Below are 20,931 nucleotides of genomic sequence, written 5' to 3'. Positions count from 1 at the left end.
CGCGATGAGGCCAGTCCTGACACCGCCAATCTAAACCCTGATCTCCACTTCCCCCAAATGCCCGCCATACGGCCCAAAACTCCGCTCAACCATCCACCGCGTCCCATCCGCCTGAACAATCAACGCCGTACTCGCTCGCGTCCCATAAGTCGGACTGGCAATAAACACACTCGACAGTAACGTCTCGGTGGCCAACCCGACCCCGGTATCCGGCAGTTCGGCAAATGGCGCCGTCAGCGGATCATTCAGCAACGCCAACAAAGCCTGGGGTTGCGGATCGTCCAGCACTTCCTCCAGCGCTGCCCGCGCCTTGAGCAGTTTCGGCCACGGCGTATCCAGCCCGGCGTTCGACAACCCATAAACACCAGGCTGCAGCATCACCGCCTCAGTCTCCCGGGCATTGAAGTGCCACAGTTCGTTGGCATTGCCGACCAGCAGGTTAAATCCGGCATATTCCAGCGAACGTCCGCCAACGTCCGCCAAGTAGTCATCTATCGACAGGTCGCCGGTCAGGAATCGCGCCACCAGTTCCCCCCGAGACTTGCGTGCGGGTGGCTGATGCGGATCGCGGATGTTGGTCAGTGCGGCGAAGCGTCCATTGGCGCCAACACCGAGCCAGGTGCCTCCCGCCTCCAGGTCGCGACCGGCATGCACGTGCGGTGCTTCGGGCCATTGCGCCAGGGGCAGGCTGGGTCGGGCATAGAATTCGTCGCGGTTGGCCGCCACGATCAGCGGCTGGGCGTGACCCGGTCGCCAAGCGAAAACAATCAGGCACATAAGGTAGTCCTTGTGTGTTTTCTGCCCACTCTACTCAGTCATCGTGTGGGTATCCATCGCCATCCAGTGGAGCTTGAGGCCATGCATCCGTTACCATGCCGCTCTCATTTGGGGATGCGCATGGAATTTCTGCTCTATCTGGCGCTCGGCGCCTGTGCAGGTGTGCTGGCCGGGCTGTTCGGGGTCGGCGGCGGGATCATTATCGTTCCGGTGCTGGTTTACAGTTTCAAGCTGCAAGGGTTCGATCCGTCGATCCTCACGCACCTGGCGGTCGGTACGTCCCTGGCGACAATCATATTTACCTCGGTCAATGCGATCCGCGAACATCATCGTCGCGGTGCCGTGCGTTGGCCGATTTTTGCCTGGATGACCCTCGGTATTCTCATCGGCGCCGGTTTCGGCGCGCTGACGGCTGAAGCGATCTCCGGGCCCAACCTGCAGAAAATCATTGGCGTCTTCGCCCTGGTCATCGCCGCGCAACTGGCACTGGATTTCAAACCCAAGGCCAGCCGAACGGTGCCGGGTAAAGTCGGTCTGACCGTGGCCGGCAGTGTGATTGGCTGGGCCTCGGCGATTTTCGGGATTGGTGGCGGCTCGCTGACGGTGCCGTTCCTGACCTGGCGCAGCGTACCGATGCAGCAAGCGGTGGCTACTTCATCCGCCTGCGGCCTGCCGATTGCCTTGTCCAGTGCATTATTTTTCATGATTCTGGGCTGGCACGATCCGTTGCTGCCGGCCCATAGTCTCGGTTTTGTTTATTTGCCGGCGCTGCTGGGGATCGCCCTGACCAGCATGTTCTTCGCCCGCCTCGGCGCACGACTGGCCCACAGCCTGTCGCCGAAGTTGCTGAAAAGACTGTTCGCCGCTTTGCTGTTCTGCGTGGGCCTGAACTTCTTGCTCTGACGTGTACCGCAATCCTGACTTAATCCTGGCGTGACAGCGTCGCCCGGGAATTTTGAAAGTTTCAACTCTAACAAGGAGTCGCAATGCTGCCTTACCCGCAGATCGACCCGGTGGCATTGGCCATCGGTCCGCTGAAAATCCACTGGTACGGCTTGATGTACCTGATCGGCATCGGCGGCGCCTGGCTGCTGGCATCGCGCCGGCTGAACCGCTTCGACCCGACCTGGACCAAGGAGAAACTCTCCGACATGGTGTTCTGGATGTCGATGGGCGTCATCGTCGGTGGTCGCTTGGGTTATGTGTTGTTTTACGACCTGAGCGCCTACATCGCCAACCCACTGCTGATTTTCGAAGTGTGGAAGGGCGGCATGTCGTTCCATGGCGGCTTCATCGGCGTGATGTTGGCCGCGTTGTGGTTCGGTAAAAAGAACAACAAGTCGTTCTTCCAGCTGATGGACTTCGTCGCACCAATGGTGCCGATCGGTCTGGGCGCCGGACGTATTGGCAACTTCATCAACGCCGAGTTGTGGGGCAAGGCCACCGATGTGCCGTGGGCGATGGTCTTCCCGACCGATCCGGCGCAACTGGCGCGTCACCCGTCACAGCTTTACCAGTTCGCCCTCGAAGGCGTGGCGCTGTTCGCCATTCTCTGGTTGTTCTCGCGCAAGCCGCGGCCGACCATGGCGGTGTCCGGGATGTTCGCGCTGTTCTATGGCATCTTCCGTTTCATCGTCGAATTCGTCCGGGTGCCGGACGCGCAACTGGGCTATCTGGCCTGGAACTGGCTGACCATGGGTCAGGTGCTGTGTGTACCGATGATCGTCGGCGGTCTGTACCTGATCTGGCTGGCGTATCACCGTGCACCGGCGGCTCCAGCGGCGGCCGTATAAATTCGAACCCCGGGGCGACGGTCCCGGGTTCAAGGACACAGGTAACTCATGAAGCAATATCTCGAACTGGTCGCCCACGTCATCAAGAACGGCACCAAACAAGCCAACCGCACCGGCGTGAACACCATCAGCTTCCCTGGCGCGATGCTGCGTTATGACCTGAAGGAAGGTTTCCCGGCGATCACTACCCGCAAGATGGCCTTCAAATCAGCCATCGGCGAGATGTGCGGTTTTCTGCGCGGGGTGAACAACGCCGCCGAGTTCCGAGCCTTGGGCTGCAAGGTCTGGGATCAGAACGCCAACGAAAACGCCCAGTGGCTGGCCAACCCGTTCCGTCAGGGCGAAGACGACCTCGGCGAGATCTACGGCGTGCAATGGCGCAAATGGCCGGCGTACAAGCAGATCCCGGTCAGCAACCAGGCCGCCATCGAACAGACCCTGAGCCAAGGTTATCGTCAGATTGCTGAAGGCGAAGAGGACGGTCAGGCCTACGTGGTGCTGTACAAGGCGATCGACCAGATCCGCCAGTGCGTCGACACCATCATCAAAGACCCGGGCAGCCGCCGCATCCTGTTCCACGGCTGGAACGTCGCCCAGCTCGATGAAATGGCTTTGCCACCGTGCCACTTGTTGTACCAGTTCCACCCGAATGTGGAGACCAAAGAGATTTCTTTGACCCTCTACATCCGTTCGAACGACTTGGGCTTTTTATACCCCTGCGAAGAATCCGCACATTACGCAATGGCTGCGTAGTAAGGCTCTACCTTCCAAGCTCATTTATTGTGCCCTGGTACAAATTGCACATTGTGTATAGTACGGGCCATTTTGAGGAGAGTGGAAGCATTGAAGGTCATCGCAGTTAGGGGCAAACCCCTAGATTTCAGAGAGTCCCCAACCAGGCGGGACGACCCATCCGAAGAACCTCAAGTCCAGGAAGCCGTGAAGGTTACAGGGGCAGCCGTCTTTGATGACGATGAGCGCCTAATGCCTTTGATCTCGGGCTACTTATCCCACGCGCTCCAGAACGCTCAGATTTCCCAGCTGACGGCTATTACCTACGGTCGCAACCTTGGGTATACCTGCGAGTACCTAATGAACCGTCGTGAGTTTCGTGATTGCGAGCGTGACTCAGCGTTCTTGGAAATCCGAACCCATGTCATCGAGGAGTACTTCGCTCACCTCCGCGAGGCAGAGGAACTCTCTAAGAAGACGGTGCGCAACCGGGATTCTTCCTTGATGGCGTTTTTCAATGATTCTCTGTGCAAGGGAGTGGATGACCTACCCGCACCTCGTACCGCGCCTAACCCCTACACTGCCGGCTATCTATCCCCCCGTCCCAACAAGAACCTGGTGGTGGCCTGCTCCCTGAATGACCTCAGAGAGCTCATCCTGGCCACGCAGAGTGAGCGTGAACGCTGCTTGCTGCAGTTCATGTATGACGCAGGCCCGCGACGCTCAGAAGTCCCGCGAGTGACCCTCAAGGCCATTGATGATGCCCTTCGTTTCCAAGACACGTTGTTCATCTCGCCAGGTGTGTCTGAGGCAATCAATGCTGACTATTGCCCCCTGCATATCGACGGTAGCAAAGGCCCTGCAGACTCCATTAAACCCCGTCAGACTTTGGTCAGTCGCGCCACTTTGCTGCGTGTGAAGAAGTATCACGCTTCCCCGCTGTACAAGATGTACAAGCGCCAATTCTCCGGAGCAGAGAACACCCCAGCCTTCCTGAATGCAGAAGGGGGTGAATACACCAGACGCTCGATTTCCAAGCTCTTGGAGCGCACGTCCACGCGTGCTCTGAACCTTCTGAAAATCGACAAGATGATCTCCCCGCACAAGTTGAGGCACGGGAACGCTTATGCCCTGCTGAGGACGCCTGACATCGGTAGTGATTACCTTGATCGACTGGTGGCCGTGCAAAAGACCTTGGGTCACTCGCACCTCAATACCTCGGAAACCTATACCCAGATCCCCTACGATCTCTACCAGAAGCTCGTACGCCCCGGAACTGAGGCCAAGACGAAAGCAGGTGAGATGGCTGAGCTTTCCCAACAGACGCGCCTGAAAATTGATGCGGGAGTTATGAAATGAGTCGGCTTAATAGTGCTGAGGTAGGCGCCGTTATCGAGTCGTTTGTGGCCCGCGTTACTGATGATCGTGAGTCGTTGCTGAAGGTATGTCTCAGCGGGGGTGAGGACTTGGCGGTGGCTTCTAGATACGTCGTAGAACAGACCAATCTAAGCCCAAAGGCTATCTCAAAGCGCACCTCATACTTCGAGCCTATCTTCGATGCTATGCGTGCCGAAGGAATCATTATCCCAGGTCATTCGTCGAGCGCCTGCGATTGGCGCCGTAGGCTGCTTGCTTGGTATGAAGGGATGCCTATGGAGGAGAAGTTGGCCATTCCAGTGAATGCCAATACCGTCAGGGATCGTGGCTTCATGAGCGAAATCCCTGAGCTGGCAGGCTTCAAGATGGCGAGGGGGAAATTCGAATTGGTGCGGATCACGTTCGAGGAAATTCTCGATGATCTTCGCAAGCTCGGTGTTCTTAATCCGAACTACCAAACCGTCGAGCAGCGTATCGCCTCGAAGAAGGTAGTCGAAAAGACTGAGTCAGTGCGAGATGCCTTCAGAGCTTTGCGCTCAGTCCACATCCATCGTCTGTCCGACTTCGCAAGCCCGGAGCCGGAGCGTCCCTTCCTGCACCTGCTGCACCTGTTCAGCGCTTCATCAATGAAGAGCAGTAGTGCGTCAGGTCAGTCGAATTTCATCGAAGCTTTCAAAAACTACCGAGCCTATCTCAAGGAATCGAGTTACACGGGCTTGGAAGACATCCGGGAGCTCGTAACTGCCTACTCTCTGCCAAAGTTCAGAAGCTATCTTCAAAACAAGATTCTTGAGCGCTTGCTATCTACCAGCCACTGCAGTTCGATGATGAGCTCGGCTCGGAAGATGATGGCTCGTGCAGTCCAGATCGAGGGCCTCGGGCTGACTAGTTATGTCGGAGCTGCGGGGTTCGATGCTGAACGTGAAACTGACCAATACAAGCCCTATCCCCAAGCTGTGCGAAACCGCATTTCGCAGGTCATTGAGCAAGAGATTGAGGAAACCAATCGCCTGGCTCATCCTTACGTCCTAAGCCATGTAGGGGAAGACCCGCTAAACCCTGACGGAAGAGTGCGTCGAGGCTTTAACAACCTTGATAATGCTCGGTGGGTTTTTGAAAACAAACTTGACTGCAAGCCTTTGAACTTCGAGTCAGTAGATCGTGATGACTCCTACCAAAAGGCTTTTATGTCGATTATTTCGAGCTCATCAATTTCGATCTTCGAGATTTATAAAGCTTGGGGTGTGCAGTATCAGGTTGATGGCCGTGCCATTGCGCCATACATCGCCCGGCTTGCTCAGGTCACCGGCATGAATGCTGACTCGTTGCTGGGACTGGAGCTGGATGATTTCATCGAGCGCCATGATTTAACCGATCGCCCATGCTTGCTGTATTGGAAAGAGCGCTCTGAGGGCGCGAAGATGCTTCATCTTGATATTTTCGATGCGGAGATCTCTTGGCTGACCACCTCTCAAGGCCGTGCAGTCAAGCAGATCTTCGACGATGTGAAATTTCTGACCCGTGATATTCGCCTTAATGCGCCCGTTGGGGCCCAGAACAAGCTCTTCATCTACCGGTCAAGCTCTCCCAGGAAGTTCGGGGTCGTGGACTCTTTTGAGAACTCTGGCGCCAACCAATTGAATAAGACCCTGGAGAAGTTCTCTCAGGATCACGGGCTGCTTGATGAAGATGGCAATCCTCTCAAGCTCTCACCGTCACGTTTCCGGCCAAGCTTCGTGAGTGAGCTGATCGAGCGCGGTGTCTCACCACGCGAGATCCAGGTGCTTCTGGGCCATAAGAGCCTCAGCACCACCATGGCCTATCTGGATCAGATGGACTTCAACCCCATGGCGCGCCGGATGCTGAACAAGGTTCTCCATGAAATGCAGCAAGACACTTTGGATGAAATGCCAAAGCTCATCCCAACCAAAACGATTGAGTCCACGCCAGAGGCGATGCCGCTGCGGTCTGGCTTGGCGACCTGCATGAACGTGTTTGACCCACCAGCTTTCATCAAAGCTTTGGCAAGCTACGACCCTAGCAAGCCCTGCACGTTGTTCAACAAATGCCTTTCATGCAGCAACAGCATTATCACCGTGTCGCACCTGCCAGAGCTCTTTGCCATGCGGCGCGATTACCAGCGGATGATTGAGGTCAACCGGGTGCTCGATACGCCCTACGGAGCCGTTATCCTGGACAACCTTGATGTGCTCAACAACATCCTTCACGCGGAGACATCTGACTTTTCCGTGGAAGAGCTGATCAAGGCTGAGCGTCTCTCTGAAAACCTGCAGGTCAGTATTATGACCGAGGTAGTAACGCTATGAGCCACGCTCTGATCCCTGTACTTGCAGCTTACAAAAAGTGGCGGACAGCCGCTCACACCCTCATGGTGGAGTTGCAAAAAAACGTCGCCGATCCGGCACCTGTGTCGTTGGAAGCGCTCTCTTGGTACCAGGCGCTGATGGCGTTACCTGTCAGTAAGACATCCGTCTTGGGTGACGCTGCTTGGGACTTCAACGACGATCATCCGAATGCCGCTAGGAACGTCAAAGGAGCCAAGCTGCGGCTCAATTTTGAATCGTATCCATCGCTTAACCAGTCGGCGGTGTTAGAGGTCAAGGTAGCCCTGTATTGCTGGCTTAAGATGCCGTCGGCACTGCGCACGTTTGCCTCGCCAAGAAACATCAAAGCCAATACTGCCATTTCATGCATGAAGGCGGGCTTGAGCTTCCTGGATACGATGTCTGGGCAGGCGCGGCAGCTCATGACGGATGAATTCTTTGAGGTTGGGTATCATGGTCTGACGTACTTCGACGCGGGTATGTATCGCGAGGCAGCACTCATTCATCCCTATGCTTTTGGCCCTGATCTCAAGAAGTTCTTCACCCTGCTTAGATCGCCATTTTTTCAAGAGCAGATTTTCGACGAGCCATTGCCTTACGTTGAGCTGGAGTCACTGGCTTGGGCTAAGGTGCTCAAGCACGTCCAGGATTCCGAGCGAACGTACCGGATTCTCCCGAACGACGTCTTCGAAAAGGCTTCTCGCGAGGCTTCGTTCGCAGTTGTCGATTTCCTAAGCACCCTCAGGGAGCCCGTAGATGACCTGGTAGCCCTGACCCGCCAAAACAACAGTGGCTACTCGCTGGCCAACGCTCAAGAGCTGTCGCGTTACAATTTCGAGTTGTACGTCGCGCTGAGGCTGCGGAGAAAAGGCTATGATTCCGATGCGATGGCGGATGCTCTGTCCGCAGCGTTTGGTCACGTTCCACCAGCCTTCCAGTCCGGCTCTGGTCAACATGATTTCAAGGCGACCGAAACGTTGCTCAAACTCTCGGATTCTAAGCTGGACGATGATTTCCGTCGGTACATCAACTTTGTATCATACAGCGCGTGCTATCTCGTGGCGCAGTACACCGGGATGCGTCCCTCCGAGCTCTCTGAGATCCTGGTTGAGTCGTGCATGGAGCGAGAGAGCGACTACTGGTTGCTCATCAGCAATGTGATCAAACACCGGCAGGGCTTGGCCAAGCTGTTCGATGACAAATGGATCGCCATTCCCGTCGTCCGTGATGCTATTCGAGCGGCCCGTCTCATCGCCAAGGTTAAGCAAAACCCTTACCTGTTTTCCAACGTGGATACGGTTGCACAAGGGGCGGAACCAGCTTCTATGAAGTCATTAGGAATCGCCTATCAATTCAGTGCATTCTTCGAAGAGATCCTCACCGACGAACAGTTTGAAGTCCTCCAGTTCTCGCCCTACACGTTGCGGCACACCTTGGCGTACCAGATGGCCAGGGCTGAGCTTGGGCTCCCATTCATCTCTCACCAGCTGAAGCACTTTGGCGACCTCATCGGTGGGGCGGGTCAGAACAAGGCGTTCAGTGCGGTGACGCTTGGGTACGGTGCGATCGCTGAAATCTTGTCCAAGGGTGGGCGCTCCTCTGGCAAAACGCCGGCGCAAATGGCAGAGGAGGAGTACATCCAGAGCTACTGCGATCCTGACGGTAACTACGCCGGCCCCAACGCGGAGAGCCACAAGGCGCGAATGAAGAAGGTGTTCAGCGGGTACATGGCTGCTGGCTACACCAAGGAGCAGATCATCGCCCAGATGGCCAAGAAGCGCATGGCGATCATCAACGTGGGACAAGGCTTCTGCTACGGCAGTCAGCGCGAGGCATTTGATGAGTCTCTACCTTGCATCGGATCGCTGCGTTGCAATCCGAATCGCTGCAAAAACGCCGTGGTCACCAAGGTTCATGCTCCTAAATGGCGGGAGATCTATGTGCAGAACAGCTTAGCATTGGGCTCTCCTAACTCTGCAGGTGTTGAGGAGGAGTTGAGAGCGGCGATGGAGGAGGCCAAAGGCGTGTTGGAACATCTGGGCGAGGAGGTCGAGGTATGACGGGCCAAGCGTTTGATGCCAAAAATAAGCTCGACTACGACAAAAACACTGAGCTGCTGGCTCAAGGGATCCTACAAATCGCCTCTGACCCAAATTTGAAGCCAACGATGGCTGAGCTCAGCCGCATTACTGGCATTCATCGCAACACCATCCGCCAGCGAGATTTTCCGGCGGAGCGCCTTGAGGCGATCAAGGAGAGCCGCCGCGTTGCAGTGCTTGCTCAGAGGGTGAAGGCAGAGAAGAAGCAGGATCCCAAGACGATTCTGCTGCAACGCCTTGAAAAGAGTCGATTGGAAGTGCTTTATTGGTTCAATAGGTATCAGGAGTCTGAGAACTCTTGCGCCACGCTCGACAAGCGGTTAGTCACCGTCCGCGAGTCTAGGGATTACTACGTCCAGATCGCAGATGAGCTGCGTCAGAAGATCAAACAGCAAGATACTGAAATTTTGAAATTGCGTAACGCGCTGGATTTGGTCAGCGCGAACCTTGAGGAACCGAAATGAAGATGTACCACGATTTGCTGGCCGACGTGCTGGAGAATGGCGTCGAGAAAGGCGATCGCACCGGCACAGGCACGCTGAGTGTCTTTGGTCGCCAATTCCGCCACAACCTTGAAGATGGCTTCCCGCTCCTCACCACCAAGAAGCTGCATTTCAAGAGCATCATCAACGAGATGATTTGGTTCCTGAACGGTGACACGAACACCAAATGGCTAAAGGAGCATGGTGTAAGCATCTGGGATGAGTGGGCGACTGAAGACGGTGACCTCGGCCCGATCTACGGCAAGCAGTGGACGGCCTGGCCTACCCAGGATGGCAAGACCATCAATCAGATCGACTATGTCGTTAATACGCTCAAAACGAACCCGAACAGTCGTCGCATCCTCTTCCACGGGTGGAACGTCGAGTACCTTCCCGATGAGTCGGTGAGCCCACAAGAGAATGCAAGTAACGGGAAAATGGCTTTGCCGCCTTGCCACCTGTTGTACCAGTTTTATGTGGCAAATAATAAGTTGTCTGCGCATCTATATATTCGGTCTTCCGACCTACTGCTGGGCAATCCGTACAATCTAGCTGGTGTGAGTTTTTTAACACATATGCTTGCGCAGCAGTGTGATTTAGGGGTTGGGGAAGTTGTAGTTACCATGGGTGATGCGCATATTTACTTGAATCATATTGAGCAAGTAAAACTGCAGCTGACTCGTGAACCTCGCCCTCTCCCGAAGTTGGTACTCAAGCGTAAGCCAGAGAGTATCTACGACTACAAATTCGAGGACTTTGAGATCGTAGGCTACGACCCACATCCTCATATTCCTGCTCCTGTATCGATCTGACCTATAGAGGGATTGAGTCCGCCGGTATCAGCGCTTCAAGCGCTTGAGAGCAGCTACCGGGCTCTTTCCCTCCTTCCTCAAACGCCAGCTTCTCTGGCGTAAGCTTGAGCTCACCCATTAGGATTTCCACGAGATGGATCTGGTCGATACTCTGCGTAACAAAATTTCGGCACTGGGCGATGAGGAATGTGTTCCAGGGCTCAAGGCCGTGCTCCTCCACATAGAGACCGCATTTGGTCATCTGTCGAGGGGGCAGGAGGATGGTGAGGATACCGCCTTCACAGATTCAATCTATCGTACCAACCAAGCATTCGAAGGCAGCATTAAGGAAGCGTATCGAGTTCTGGCCAACAAGGATCCTGGCCGAAAAAAACCGTACGAGATTGAGAACTACCTTGAAAAAAACGGTGTGTTCAAACCTCGGGTTCTGTCCCAGCTAACGACCTACCGCACAGAGTGGCGGAATCCATCCTCTCACGATTACAAACTGAATTTTGACGAGAGCGAGGCCTTCTTGGCCATCGTGTCCGTCTCCGCATTCTCATGTCTCTTGTTGGATCAGATCACTGAGCGCGTTGCTTACAATGCGGCTCAGGCGGAAGCAAAGCGTGAAATACAAGCTGCTATTGAGAGTATCAATGCTGCGAAGGAAGCTGGTCTTCTGGAATGGGTGGCGGAATTGTTTTTGCGTTTTTTGTCCCATTCTGAAGTGGATATGAAGTCAGGCCCAGCGCGTCGGCAAGCACAGTTCATCGGCGGTCTATCTGGGTATATGGCTACCGTTGCCCCTGAGCTTGTTGTCCAGACAAACGTTCCCTTAGGACGCATGAGTGCAGATTTTATAGTTGCTCATGGGGATGAGCAGGTCATGGTTGAAACCAAAGGCCGATACAGTTCAGAAACCTTTCGTTGGTCGTTAACGCAGTTGCACGAGCTTCTGAGGGCCCACAGAGGTGCCCTCACCAAAGGTCTGATCATTTTGGGTCTAAGTGGTGATATGAGGCAGTTACGACTTCCTTCTGCCTTGCCAGGGGTCGAAGTTATCGTTCTGATACCAGCGGATGCACGCGTGCCAGAGGATCTGATGACTCGTTTCTCGCAGGGCAGTCTGCTGTAGCTGGCCACTCACGATTCTCCGCATAGCCTGTGCACCTCTCCCTAGGGCTGCAGCGGATCAGTCAGGCAGATCCTTGTGTCAGTTGCGCCCACCGACAAACAACATGAGAGCCCTCCATGAATAACGTTGAGCTGATCCAACAAAAAGCTGAGTTGGTTTTTGGCAACAAAACGAAAGCAAATGACTGGCTGACTCAGCCCAAAGTCGCTCTGGGTGGTCAATCACCGATTGAGCTCGCCCGCAAAGAAGCTGGGTATCTATTGGCCAAGGATGCGCTTGAGCGAATCGACCATGGATACACCGGCTAACAGGGTCAAGTGATGGGAAGAACATCAGATCGCAACAGCACGCGAGCTGATGGCCAACTCCGCAGGCATGCGTCAGTCGCTGAAAGCGAGCTTTTCAGCCAAATCAATCACCTGTTTTCGAGCGTATTTGTTCAAGCTGTGAAAGCACTGCAGCAGATGCGCCGTCTCGTCATCCTCGCAATAGAAATAGGGCACTGGCAGGTTCAGGACAGCAGCGATCTGCTTCACGATGCTTTCACCCGGCTGGTGAACGCCCTTTTCGTATTGAGACAAGCATGCAACTCAGTAGCCTATGTTCGTGCATGCACCTTTCTGTTGAGCAGCCCCGACCACAGCATTCCTTAGGGCTTCAGCTGTCGTGCCTGCCTTAGGGCGACCAATCTTGTCGAACTCGATCGGCCCGATGGCGAGGGGGGATCCTGGTGAAAGAACTCTAAGCAAAGGATCCTTATCAACATCTTTCGGCCAGGATGACATCTTGAAGATCTTCGCCTCCGAACAGACCATACGAAGAGGTGCGACCTCAGGCGATAGCGGATTCACTGGATCGAAACCATTGAAAGGAACCTCGTCTTCGTATACGAATGCGACGTACCAAGGACTTCGATGCGAAGCGTCGCTCGGCGCTGAATGCAGCTCGAACCGGATGGGTATGTCCGTGTCCTTCGGTAGTTGAACGAGCTCCGGAGTGTTTGAGTCCATGTAACCGAAATTTGTTTCCTGGGAAAGCACAACCCAAACTCTTCGTGCGTCACGAAGACCACTGTTTCTTAACGTGATGGTGACTGCGTACTCCTTCACCGTCTGATCTGAATAGAAGGTATCTGGCCTTTGCGAACTCAGAGACGTCTCCCCTGAAAGTACAGAAATCGAGGGGCGACCAAGCGCGATTTGATCGATATAGACTTTCTGGGCGAAGGCCTGAGAAGCCTTTGCAACACTGTTCGCGCTCTCCGCCGCTTCCCACGTGAACCAGGCCGCTACCGCCGAAGCCACCGTGGCAATGAACGTGAACCCTCCCAGAACGCCCACTTTGCAAGCAAGACGCCATACGGCCCGAAAAGAATCAAGAATCCCTTCCCACAGCAGCTGCAGATTCCACAAAATGTCCACCTGAACGCCCTACCAATTAGTCCCGTCACGGTATCGGCCAAGGGGGCATCGGCATGAGCTCAAGCACCCTTCCACGGGTTCGCTCCCCCAGGGAGTGAAAAATAACGGTTAACGACGCACTCTTCTGACGAACAATCCAAGGACTGGAACTGCATCATGATCAATCTCTACGCACACAAACTCTGGTCAATATTCAGAGAGCAGATCATTGCTCTTGATGGCGGGCTATGTGTTGACTGCGGAAGAGGCAAGGATGAGGTCGTTCTGCAGGTTCACCATAAGCACTACATCAAGGGCCGCAAGCCTTGGGAGTACGAAACACTCGATTGCGAAACGCTCTGCAGGGGCTGTCACGCCAGAGAGCACGGAGAAATCCAGCCAGACAGCGGGTGGGAGTATATCGGCGAGGAAGATCTGGGAGACTTGAGTGGAAACTGTGAACTGTGCGACAACGCCATCCGCTATGTTCACTACGTAATACATGAGCACTGGGAGCAGATGGGCGTCGGCACACATTGCTGCGACAACCTCACCGGAACGAAAGAGGCTACAGAAGGAAGGCGACGCCTAGGGCGATACAGGCGATTCATGTCCGTGACGAAATGGACTGGAGACAACAACTGTCTGAAAACCAAACATGGTGCCCTCACTGTCGCAGTTATCCCTGACCAGCAAAGCTTCCAGTTGATCATCAATCAGGCGCCAGGGCGAAAGAGATTCGCGAGCATGCTGGACGCGCAAAATTTTGCCTTCACTTTTATTGATAGCGGTGAAGCTGCGCAATTTGCCCAAAAACAAAAGGCAGAAAACAAGAAACTTCGAGTCTAGCCCCCTGGATGGATGATCAGGTACACCCTGGCCAATCGTATAACGCGGATCAGAGCCGCTAGCCTCCCGCTTTCGCTCACAGACAAGTGCCCTGCACCTGCCGTCCTCGATAGCGTGCAAGTAGGCATCTAGAGGTACTTGCCTAACACTGCTCCGCCCAACGACAGCACCTCAGCCACTTGCTCAAACAAGCTGACCGGTAGGCAGTAGTCCACGAAGCCGTGATCCACTGTATCTGCCAAAGCTAGATTTAAGGTCTTCAACGTATGATGTCGACGCCGCCCATGAACTGCTTAAGAACAGCCGGCACGCGGATCGAACCGTCAGCCTGCTGATAGTTCTCCAGTACCGCCACCAGCGTACGACCGACTGCCAACCCTGAACCGTTCAAGGTGTGCACCAGTTCCGGCTTGCCGGTTTCCGGGTTGCGCCAACGCGTTTGCATGCGGCGGGCCTGGAAGTCGCCACAGTTGGAGCACGAGGAGATTTTGCGGTATTTGTCCTGGCTCGGAATCCATACTTCCAGGTCATAACTCTTGAACGCGCTGAAGCCCAGGTCGCCGGTGCACAGCGCCAGGATGCGGTAAGGCAGGCCCAGCAGCTGCAGGACTCTCTCGGCGTTGGCAGTTAGGCTTTCCAGCGCTTCCATCGACGTCGACGGCTCGACGATCTGTACCATCTCGACCTTGTCGAACTGGTGCAGGCGGAGCATGCCACGGGTGTCGCGACCCGACGCGCCGGCTTCGCTGCGGAAACACGGGGTATGGGCAACAAACTTGAGGGGCAGTTGTTCTGCATCGAGAATCTGCCCCGCCGCCAGGTTGGTCAATGGGACTTCGGAGGTAGGGATCAGGTACAGATCGGCTTCGCCGTCGCGCCCGATCTTGAACAGGTCTTCCTCGAACTTCGGCAGTTGACCGGTACCTTGCAGCGCCGATGCCCGCACCAGGTACGGGGTGTAGGTCTCTTCGTAGCCGTGCTCGCTGGTGTGTAGGTTGATCATGAACTGCGCCAGGGCGCGGTGCAAACGGGCAATCGGGCCGCGCAGCAGAGTGAAGCGCGCACCGGATAGCTTGGCGGCGGTTTCGAAGTCCACCCAACCGAACTTCTCGCCAAGTGCGACTTGGCCCTTGATCTCAAAATCAAAGATTCGTGGAGCACCCCAGCGGCGTACTTCGACGTTATCGTCTTCGTCTTTGCCGAACGGCACGGACTCGTGCGGCAGGTTGGGAATACTCAGTAGGATCGCCTCCAGCTCGGCTTGGATCTTGTCCAACACAGCCTTGTTCTCGTTCAGCTGGCTGCCCGTGTTCTCGACACTGGCCATCAGCGGTGCGATGTCTTCGCCGCGTTGCTTGGCCTGACCAATACTCTTGGAAATCGCGTTACGCTCAGCCTGCAGTGCTTCGGTGCGGGTCTGGAAGGTCTTGCGCTGTTCCTCCAGCGCTTCGATGCGCGCAACATCTAGGATGAAATCACGGGAGGTCAAGCGATCCGCCACTTCCTGAGTATGACCGCGTAGTAACAGCTTGGGATCGAGCATAGGAATATCTCGCAGTGTTGGAATATGTCGCTTCGCATAGGGCTGGGTTGATCGATGATTCGAACTTGATCTGAAACCGAGATCAGTTGCCCAGAGGCAATCCTAATTTAATCAAGGCATCCATCCCCGTGGTGTCATGGATGTGTGCGTAATGCTGTGGCGTCCAAGTCGCAATTTCCGCCCGGAACACCTCCATAGATTTAAAAGGCATGGTGGCCGTGGCATCGAGCATTCCGACGCGTTTGTTGCTCCACCGATCGACGTCGTCCAAGCGAACAAAGTAGGCGTTGATACCTGGCGCATAAACCATTTCGGCGCGAGCGCTCAGGCATAAAAACTCCTTCAGAAGTTGTAGAGCGGCCCCCGTCCCCAAACAGCCTCAACCGCTTGTATGTAGTAGCTGGCACACAAGGGGAGCTCGCTGCGGGGATCAAACATTCACAATATCCGAAGTGAGTAATGGGGAAGACTCTGAAGAGTGTTCGCGAGCCAGGAAGGCAGTTACGATCAGCGTGTCTTACTGTATGCATTTAGCGCTTGAAAAGCCGGCAAGCTCACATGCTTGCGAAAGCCTCTGCCGGACAAGATGTAAAGGGCGTCTTCGCTTTCAAAAAAACATCCGTGGAGGTCTTTTTGAAATCCAGTGATGAACCTGTCGCGTGCTGCAATTCGCCCTTCGCTGTCGAATATTGCTTCGTGGACGAGCAGAACTGAAGGTTGCAGGCCTCGTTTTCTGACGTCCCTCTCTTCAGTTTCAGGGAGCAAGATGTCTAGGAGCATCCAGTTTCGAACGATGCAAAATGGTTGGCCATCGAACTCCTCGCGTGCCAGTCTGATCAGCTCGTCATCCTCTAATCGCGATCCCCCTATCATCCTTGCCGGGCCATACAACACATCTTCAATCAATTCGGTTTGCACATTGCTGCCTAGTTCTTTGAAAATTTTAATGCTGCACGAAAGCCTTCATCTGCTGGCCTTGCGTCGTGAGTATTGTTTTAGCTTCGCCTGAAGATTTGGAAACCTAAGCTTCGTCAATGAATTATGTTGAACGCGGGCAAGGCACCATTTTCATACCACCAGTGACAAATCAAGTATCGGCTCCCGCTGAACGTCTCACAGAGCTGATACCCCTTAACCTGGAACACTATTTCGAGCTTGGAACTACGGATCGTTTTACCATCCGCAAACCGCCCTAGCGTTTCTGAAAAAAACACTCCAATCACGCAGGGAGGTTGAAACTCGGCGCAACATAGATACCCAGTAATCGGTACACCGAAATCGATTTTCTTTGCGTCCCGCACACATTGTGGAAGCCCCATTTCCCTAACTTTTTGCCTGCAAACGCCACCGAAGGCGACATCAGTGAACTCGGTCAAAACGGTCTAAAGCGCCATTTTCATGCAGCCAATGAGCAACGACGAAAATCCCGCCATCGATTATCGTGAATAGGTCGTAGCCTGCACGCCGACACCGGTTGATGACTGGCAGAGCATGGATGGGCAGACCTTCCGGGTACTTTTTTGCCGGGTCGAAAAACAACAGACCTGTGATTTTTGGAGGTCGCTCCAAGGCGCAGAGCAAGTACCCGGCAACATCAGGATCAGTAATGGCTTCACGTGCTCTCTCAATGACTCTTGGATATCTGTGAAAGCGGAGATCCGAAAGTCCGGCACCATAAGTCTTTATCCAGTACATCCTGGCTACCTTCCTTAAATGGGTCAGATTTCAATCGTGAAATCCGGAATGAATCCTGTGTCCTCCCGTGGATAACCTCTCGGATTTGAGATAAACCGGCACCCATCCAGCTCGACATCAACAGCGCGATGCGTATGCCCAAAGATCCAAACGTCCACCTGTGGCAGAAGCGAGTGCCATCGATTTGTGTAAGCCGCGCTGAGATCACCGTCATGCTTGTCTCCCTCAACTTCCGGGATCGGACAATGGTGCGTAACAACGACCGTTGAACCTTCAAACGGCTTAGCGAGTTCATCGCTCAGGAAGTCATACGCAACCCGGTTTCGCTCAATCACGTCATTAGGGCGTAGTCGGCGAAAGCTCTCCTCCGCTCTGATCACCTGGAAGTCATTCATCCATTGGCCACACGTCTTCGTCGCTGCCACAATATCTCCGGTGGATGAGAAATCCGTCCACCCCGTTGTGGCCAGGAAGCGCGTTTGGTTGCAAACAAAAACCTGGTTTTCCAGGACGTGAATATGCGGTGAAGCGGCCTCTCGCATTTTGCGTAGCGTGTGGTCGATGTGGCCTTTGTAAAACTCGTGGTTGCCGGCGCAATAAATAACGGGCTGGCTGAACACCTCGTTTGCCCAGCTAACGCCTCTCGCCTGGGTGTCGATGTCGCCGGCCAAAATGACCAGGTCGGCGTCAGTCGAGGGCGGTTCAAATGGGGCGAACTCGTTGTGCAGGTCTGAGTAAACTCGAATCCTCATGGGCTCGCTCGATCTCGATTTAAACCTATATTGACTAGACCCTAGGCACAGCTTCACGCGTGGTGAGTGCGACCTGCCTTCCTAACGGAGCAGATGCGCAGGGTTGAAAAGCCAGAAGTTCCGATACTAGCACTAAATTGCATTTATCGGAACAGCTGCGATGTGGCCCCATCCTTGTCTTTTGGGACGAACATGTCGCTCACTAAACAGCTTGCCGCAGCGATCAGAGTGATTCGCAGGCAACGTGGACTCGGGTATGAGGATCTGGCCGACGTCAGCGTGCAACGCCATATCAGTGCGCTGGAGCAGGGCAGTGCCAACCCCAGCCTTGGCAAGCTGATGAGTCTTGCCGCCGCTTTAGACTTTGATCCAGTGGCTCTATTGGCGATATGCGTTGCCTTGCGAGATGGCAATACTCCCGATCAAGCACTCGAACGCGCCCATGCCCAACTGAGTGACTTCAAACACTTGGGAGGTATCAAGCAGCTGGAGAGCGAATATGCCGGAAGCGAACTGGTCAAGCGCCGCTCTGGCAAACCGACCAATAACGAAAATGCTGACGCGGTCAAAAAATTAAAATCTGACGGGTTAAGCCAAGCAGAAACCTGTCGGATTCTTGGATTGTCAAAGTCAACAGTACATCGCTACTGGCAAAAATGATTGAATTATTTGAGGCGCTACCGGACTATCTTTACAGCGTTAAATAAACGCAACGATGTAAGCATGATCGAATACGGGGCGCGCTGGAGGTCTGCCAAGATCGACATCGACATCGGCACTCGATGATCACCGCCTTCGCGCCCATGCAGCGGATATCGGCAAGCGGGGCGGTTGCGAGAAGGCTGGCAGGGCCCCTCATTTTTGGGCAAGGGAAGCCCATCATGACCTGAGGTGCTAGAGAGGTAAATCCCCCACGAAACCGGGCAACCCTGCGGAGACGCCCTCTTTCCAATACCTACGGATACAGCATGAAAGCGCTGCCATCATGCCACTGGTTAGGATCGATATCCGTGATGTCTAGCCCGTAGGTACGTAGCAGCCAGCGTGTTTGCTGGCCGTGGTCACTTCCAGGTTCACTGCGACCGTGAAGCGCGATCCGATTGTTTACGAGGGCGATATCACCTGGTTGCAGAGCTACAGCGATCGCACAGTCAGCACATGCGTGCTTCAAAGCGTCCATTGCTTCCTGCGCGGATTTGTGGCCAATGTCAGCAATCTGCGTAGTGCTGTGGCTGAACCGGATCCACCAGCTCCCATTCATTTGGAAGAGAAGCTGCGCATCATCGACATCAAGTTCGTCGCCCAGAATGTCCACCATTCCATCACGGAAGGTCAGTTGCGAACCAATGATGTACTGGGGCTTCTGGAGCTCTTCGATATGCTCTTGGCTCAATCGCGCCATGAGGTGGTCGAGGGGCATCACCGTAGTCGGAACTTGCTTCGGGTTACGCAGTGCCGACAAGCACACGAAGTCTGGAGACGGTGCAATGCGGTCATTCAGAGGGTCGCGGTACCCCCGCAACGGGAAGGTCACACCATCCGTGTGCCCGCTCATCTTGTCCGCCGATTTGACTGTGAATTTACCTCGGCCAGGCGGGAACACCACCAAGTTCACGAACAGGTCGCCTTCGTTCTCGGATCCGTAGGAAACCGTGGCTGAATTGATAGCCGCAAGGCACGCGATCGCAGTTACTCGGGCCAGGACAGTTCCTTCTGCTTCGGGCACCGGGCAAAAATCAATGGGGGTGTCGGGTAGGTCACCTGGCTGGAAAATAGCCTCCAGCTTCAGGCATGGCTGTGCCCATGCAAAGGCTTGCACGTCTGCACAGCTGCTGCCCCGGCTAATCAGCTCACGTTCGATCGCTGGCTGCAGCTCACGCCCCAGATCGCCAGGGCGCGCCAAGTACTCAAGCACTTGCTCAAAGGTCACGTTCGCTCGCCATTCGCTGACAGCGACACGCACTGCTTCTGAAAAGATTGTCTGGATCAATTGTATCCCTACACTCGCGAGTGATATAAAAGTGATGTACGTCAGCGTGATTCTCACGCACGATCCTACCAGCGACCAAATCCGTCTATGAAATTGCCTAAGCTTCAGCCTGCCGATTATCTCCAAGGGTGCGCTAGTTTCCTAGCCTGCCTTAAGCCATTCATGCACCTGCGGGAGAACTCTCAGGGCATTGAGTGCGAGATGACTCTGGCTAATGGCCAGTCTGTGGTGGTCACTGGCAAGGACGAGCCGCATCTGCTGCTTAGCTTGATGTCCGTACTCGTCGAACTGATTCCTCAAGTTCCCACTGACGAACGGTCAGCGATGGCACCTGTCTCACGCACAGCGCCTGCTGATAAGCAGACTTTGGAGACGACCATGCAACCTGCCACTAGTACCAAAAACACCGATGAACGAACCCAAGCTGCCCGCTTGCAAATTGGTTTAACTACTAAGGTCTCGCTTCACCAGTTGGTAAGGGGAGTAGCAAAACGCCGTGGGGTATCGCTATCGATCGCTGCGCGTGATCTGTTGCAGGATGGGTTGACTCGATTCGACAAGGAATCAAGGACAGTAGACCCGTCGGAGTTGCTGACTGATTACGAGCGCACTGCCAATGATTACGAAGGCGCGGATTCGGAAAGTTGGATTATCCGGGCTGACAGACGGCTGGTGATGAGAGCGCGTTTACGCGCAGGCGAGTATGAGCGCTCGTTGTCTTCCTTTACCAACTTCCTTCTCGCCGACGCGTTGATCCATTGCCCTCACGCTGCCGCTGTGCGTGAGGCGACGACTAGTTCGAATACCAGTGATGAGGCTGTCGTAGAGGCTATCAGGGAGATCGAGCAGACCAGTGGGGTCAAAGCTCGTGCTCTCGCTCCTCAGATCGATCTAGGTGAGCAACGCGGCTTGACCAACATGATCCTTGGTGGTTCGGTACTGGCACCTGCGCGAGTCCTGGCGAAGCTGGCCGCCGCTTTGAAGATGCCTCTGGACGTTTTGTCGGTAGCCTTAGAGCGTCGGTTCGCCACCCAATGCGTTCCAGCTTTTAAAGCGACTGATGGAAAACCAACCGTGCAAGCGGAACGCAAGGCTTGGAGTGTTGCAGTCAAAGAGCTTCAGCTACCAGCTGAGGAGCAACAGCGTCTCCTGAATCTAGAGGGCTAAG

Annotated in this window: 20 protein-coding genes and 1 pseudogene; 13 read left to right on the top strand and 8 right to left on the bottom strand. The window is 54.7% G+C overall.

Features of this window, described 5'->3' with window-relative positions; all coding sequences use genetic code 11:
• Window positions 1-30: 30 nt before the first annotated feature.
• Window positions 31-777 carry an NRDE family protein gene (locus AC3IUE_RS30840; RefSeq protein WP_489264576.1) on the bottom strand — a complete coding sequence of 249 codons (747 nt, stop codon included), beginning with the start codon at window positions 775-777 and terminating at the stop codon, window positions 31-33.
• Window positions 778-897: 120 nt separating this feature from the next.
• Between AC3IUE_RS30840 and AC3IUE_RS30835 the strand changes: the two genes are divergently transcribed.
• The 10 genes and pseudogenes from AC3IUE_RS30835 to AC3IUE_RS30790 all read left to right on the top strand — a co-directional run bounded on the left by AC3IUE_RS30835 (window position 898) and on the right by AC3IUE_RS30790 (window position 11,842).
• Window positions 898-1,680 (top strand): sulfite exporter TauE/SafE family protein, encoded by a 783-nt coding sequence (locus AC3IUE_RS30835; RefSeq protein WP_033060544.1) that lies wholly within the window; start codon window positions 898-900, stop codon window positions 1,678-1,680.
• Between the two features lie 83 nt (window positions 1,681-1,763).
• Window positions 1,764-2,570: a prolipoprotein diacylglyceryl transferase gene (lgt, locus tag AC3IUE_RS30830; RefSeq protein WP_056738876.1), complete on the top strand. Its 807-nt coding sequence runs from the start codon at window positions 1,764-1,766 to the stop codon at window positions 2,568-2,570.
• A gap of 48 nt (window positions 2,571-2,618) precedes the next feature.
• Window positions 2,619-3,287 (top strand): annotated as a pseudogene (locus AC3IUE_RS30825) (thymidylate synthase); the annotation flags it as partial.
• Window positions 3,288-3,662: 375 nt separating this feature from the next.
• Window positions 3,663-4,661 carry a tyrosine-type recombinase/integrase gene (locus AC3IUE_RS30820; RefSeq protein WP_489264575.1) on the top strand — a complete coding sequence of 333 codons (999 nt, stop codon included), beginning with the start codon at window positions 3,663-3,665 and terminating at the stop codon, window positions 4,659-4,661.
• Window positions 4,658-7,006, top strand: coding sequence for a site-specific integrase (locus AC3IUE_RS30815; RefSeq protein ID WP_489264574.1), 2,349 nt, complete (start codon window positions 4,658-4,660; stop codon window positions 7,004-7,006). The genes AC3IUE_RS30820 and AC3IUE_RS30815 overlap by 4 nt, the downstream gene beginning before the upstream one ends.
• Entirely contained in the window at window positions 7,003-9,084 is a 2,082-nt protein-coding gene (locus tag AC3IUE_RS30810; protein WP_489264573.1) for a tyrosine-type recombinase/integrase, read from the top strand. The genes AC3IUE_RS30815 and AC3IUE_RS30810 overlap by 4 nt, the downstream gene beginning before the upstream one ends.
• Window positions 9,081-9,587 (top strand): hypothetical protein, encoded by a 507-nt coding sequence (locus AC3IUE_RS30805; protein ID WP_489264572.1) that lies wholly within the window; start codon window positions 9,081-9,083, stop codon window positions 9,585-9,587. Before AC3IUE_RS30810 ends, AC3IUE_RS30805 begins: the two co-directional genes overlap by 4 nt.
• The gene (locus AC3IUE_RS30800; RefSeq protein ID WP_489264571.1) at window positions 9,584-10,417 is read left to right on the top strand and encodes a thymidylate synthase; all 834 of its coding nucleotides are present in this window, start codon (window positions 9,584-9,586) and stop codon (window positions 10,415-10,417) included. Before AC3IUE_RS30805 ends, AC3IUE_RS30800 begins: the two co-directional genes overlap by 4 nt.
• Before the next feature lie 133 nt (window positions 10,418-10,550).
• On the top strand, window positions 10,551-11,534 hold the full coding sequence (locus AC3IUE_RS30795) for a hypothetical protein (RefSeq protein ID WP_007897746.1): 984 nt from the start codon (window positions 10,551-10,553) through the stop codon (window positions 11,532-11,534).
• Window positions 11,535-11,650: 116 nt separating this feature from the next.
• Window positions 11,651-11,842, top strand: a complete 192-nt coding sequence (locus AC3IUE_RS30790; protein ID WP_007897747.1) for an MbcA/ParS/Xre antitoxin family protein — start codon at window positions 11,651-11,653, stop codon at window positions 11,840-11,842.
• 72 nt (window positions 11,843-11,914) lie between these two features.
• Here AC3IUE_RS30790 and AC3IUE_RS30785 read toward each other — a convergent pair whose 3' ends face one another.
• Together AC3IUE_RS30785 and AC3IUE_RS30780 are read right to left on the bottom strand one after the other, a co-directional pair.
• Window positions 11,915-12,070, bottom strand: coding sequence for a hypothetical protein (locus AC3IUE_RS30785; protein ID WP_489264570.1), 156 nt, complete (start codon window positions 12,068-12,070; stop codon window positions 11,915-11,917).
• A gap of 54 nt (window positions 12,071-12,124) precedes the next feature.
• Window positions 12,125-12,955: a hypothetical protein gene (locus AC3IUE_RS30780; RefSeq protein WP_007897749.1), complete on the bottom strand. Its 831-nt coding sequence runs from the start codon at window positions 12,953-12,955 to the stop codon at window positions 12,125-12,127.
• Between the two features lie 156 nt (window positions 12,956-13,111).
• Here AC3IUE_RS30780 and AC3IUE_RS30775 point away from each other — a divergent pair, with 156 nt between their 5' ends.
• Window positions 13,112-13,783, top strand: a complete 672-nt coding sequence (locus AC3IUE_RS30775; RefSeq protein ID WP_489264569.1) for an HNH endonuclease — start codon at window positions 13,112-13,114, stop codon at window positions 13,781-13,783.
• Window positions 13,784-14,042: 259 nt separating this feature from the next.
• Here the strand turns inward: AC3IUE_RS30775 and serS are convergent, their stop codons facing one another.
• The 4 genes from serS to AC3IUE_RS30755 all read right to left on the bottom strand — a co-directional run bounded on the left by serS (window position 14,043) and on the right by AC3IUE_RS30755 (window position 17,773).
• Window positions 14,043-15,326, bottom strand: coding sequence for a serine--tRNA ligase (serS, locus tag AC3IUE_RS30770; protein WP_140894895.1), 1,284 nt, complete (start codon window positions 15,324-15,326; stop codon window positions 14,043-14,045).
• A gap of 507 nt (window positions 15,327-15,833) precedes the next feature.
• Window positions 15,834-16,244 carry a DUF6957 family protein gene (locus tag AC3IUE_RS30765; RefSeq protein ID WP_489264568.1) on the bottom strand — a complete coding sequence of 137 codons (411 nt, stop codon included), beginning with the start codon at window positions 16,242-16,244 and terminating at the stop codon, window positions 15,834-15,836.
• Window positions 16,245-16,685: 441 nt separating this feature from the next.
• Window positions 16,686-17,021 carry a hypothetical protein gene (locus AC3IUE_RS30760; RefSeq protein WP_489264567.1) on the bottom strand — a complete coding sequence of 112 codons (336 nt, stop codon included), beginning with the start codon at window positions 17,019-17,021 and terminating at the stop codon, window positions 16,686-16,688.
• A gap of 23 nt (window positions 17,022-17,044) precedes the next feature.
• Entirely contained in the window at window positions 17,045-17,773 is a 729-nt protein-coding gene (locus AC3IUE_RS30755; RefSeq protein WP_489264566.1) for a metallophosphoesterase, read from the bottom strand.
• Between the two features lie 192 nt (window positions 17,774-17,965).
• Between AC3IUE_RS30755 and AC3IUE_RS30750 the strand changes: the two genes are divergently transcribed.
• Window positions 17,966-18,433 carry a helix-turn-helix domain-containing protein gene (locus AC3IUE_RS30750; RefSeq protein ID WP_489264565.1) on the top strand — a complete coding sequence of 156 codons (468 nt, stop codon included), beginning with the start codon at window positions 17,966-17,968 and terminating at the stop codon, window positions 18,431-18,433.
• 295 nt (window positions 18,434-18,728) lie between these two features.
• Here AC3IUE_RS30750 and AC3IUE_RS30745 read toward each other — a convergent pair whose 3' ends face one another.
• Window positions 18,729-19,820 (bottom strand): TauD/TfdA family dioxygenase, encoded by a 1,092-nt coding sequence (locus AC3IUE_RS30745; protein ID WP_489264564.1) that lies wholly within the window; start codon window positions 19,818-19,820, stop codon window positions 18,729-18,731.
• A gap of 144 nt (window positions 19,821-19,964) precedes the next feature.
• Here AC3IUE_RS30745 and AC3IUE_RS30740 point away from each other — a divergent pair, with 144 nt between their 5' ends.
• Complete coding sequence (locus AC3IUE_RS30740; RefSeq protein WP_140894903.1) at window positions 19,965-20,930, top strand: hypothetical protein; 966 nt, start codon at window positions 19,965-19,967, stop codon at window positions 20,928-20,930.
• The last annotated feature ends 1 nt before the right edge of the window (window position 20,931 follow it).

The organism is Pseudomonas sp. GL_093, from assembly GCF_057837605.1.
The sequence above is the reverse complement of the archived record's forward strand: the minus strand, read 5'-3'. Positions and strand labels throughout refer to the sequence as shown.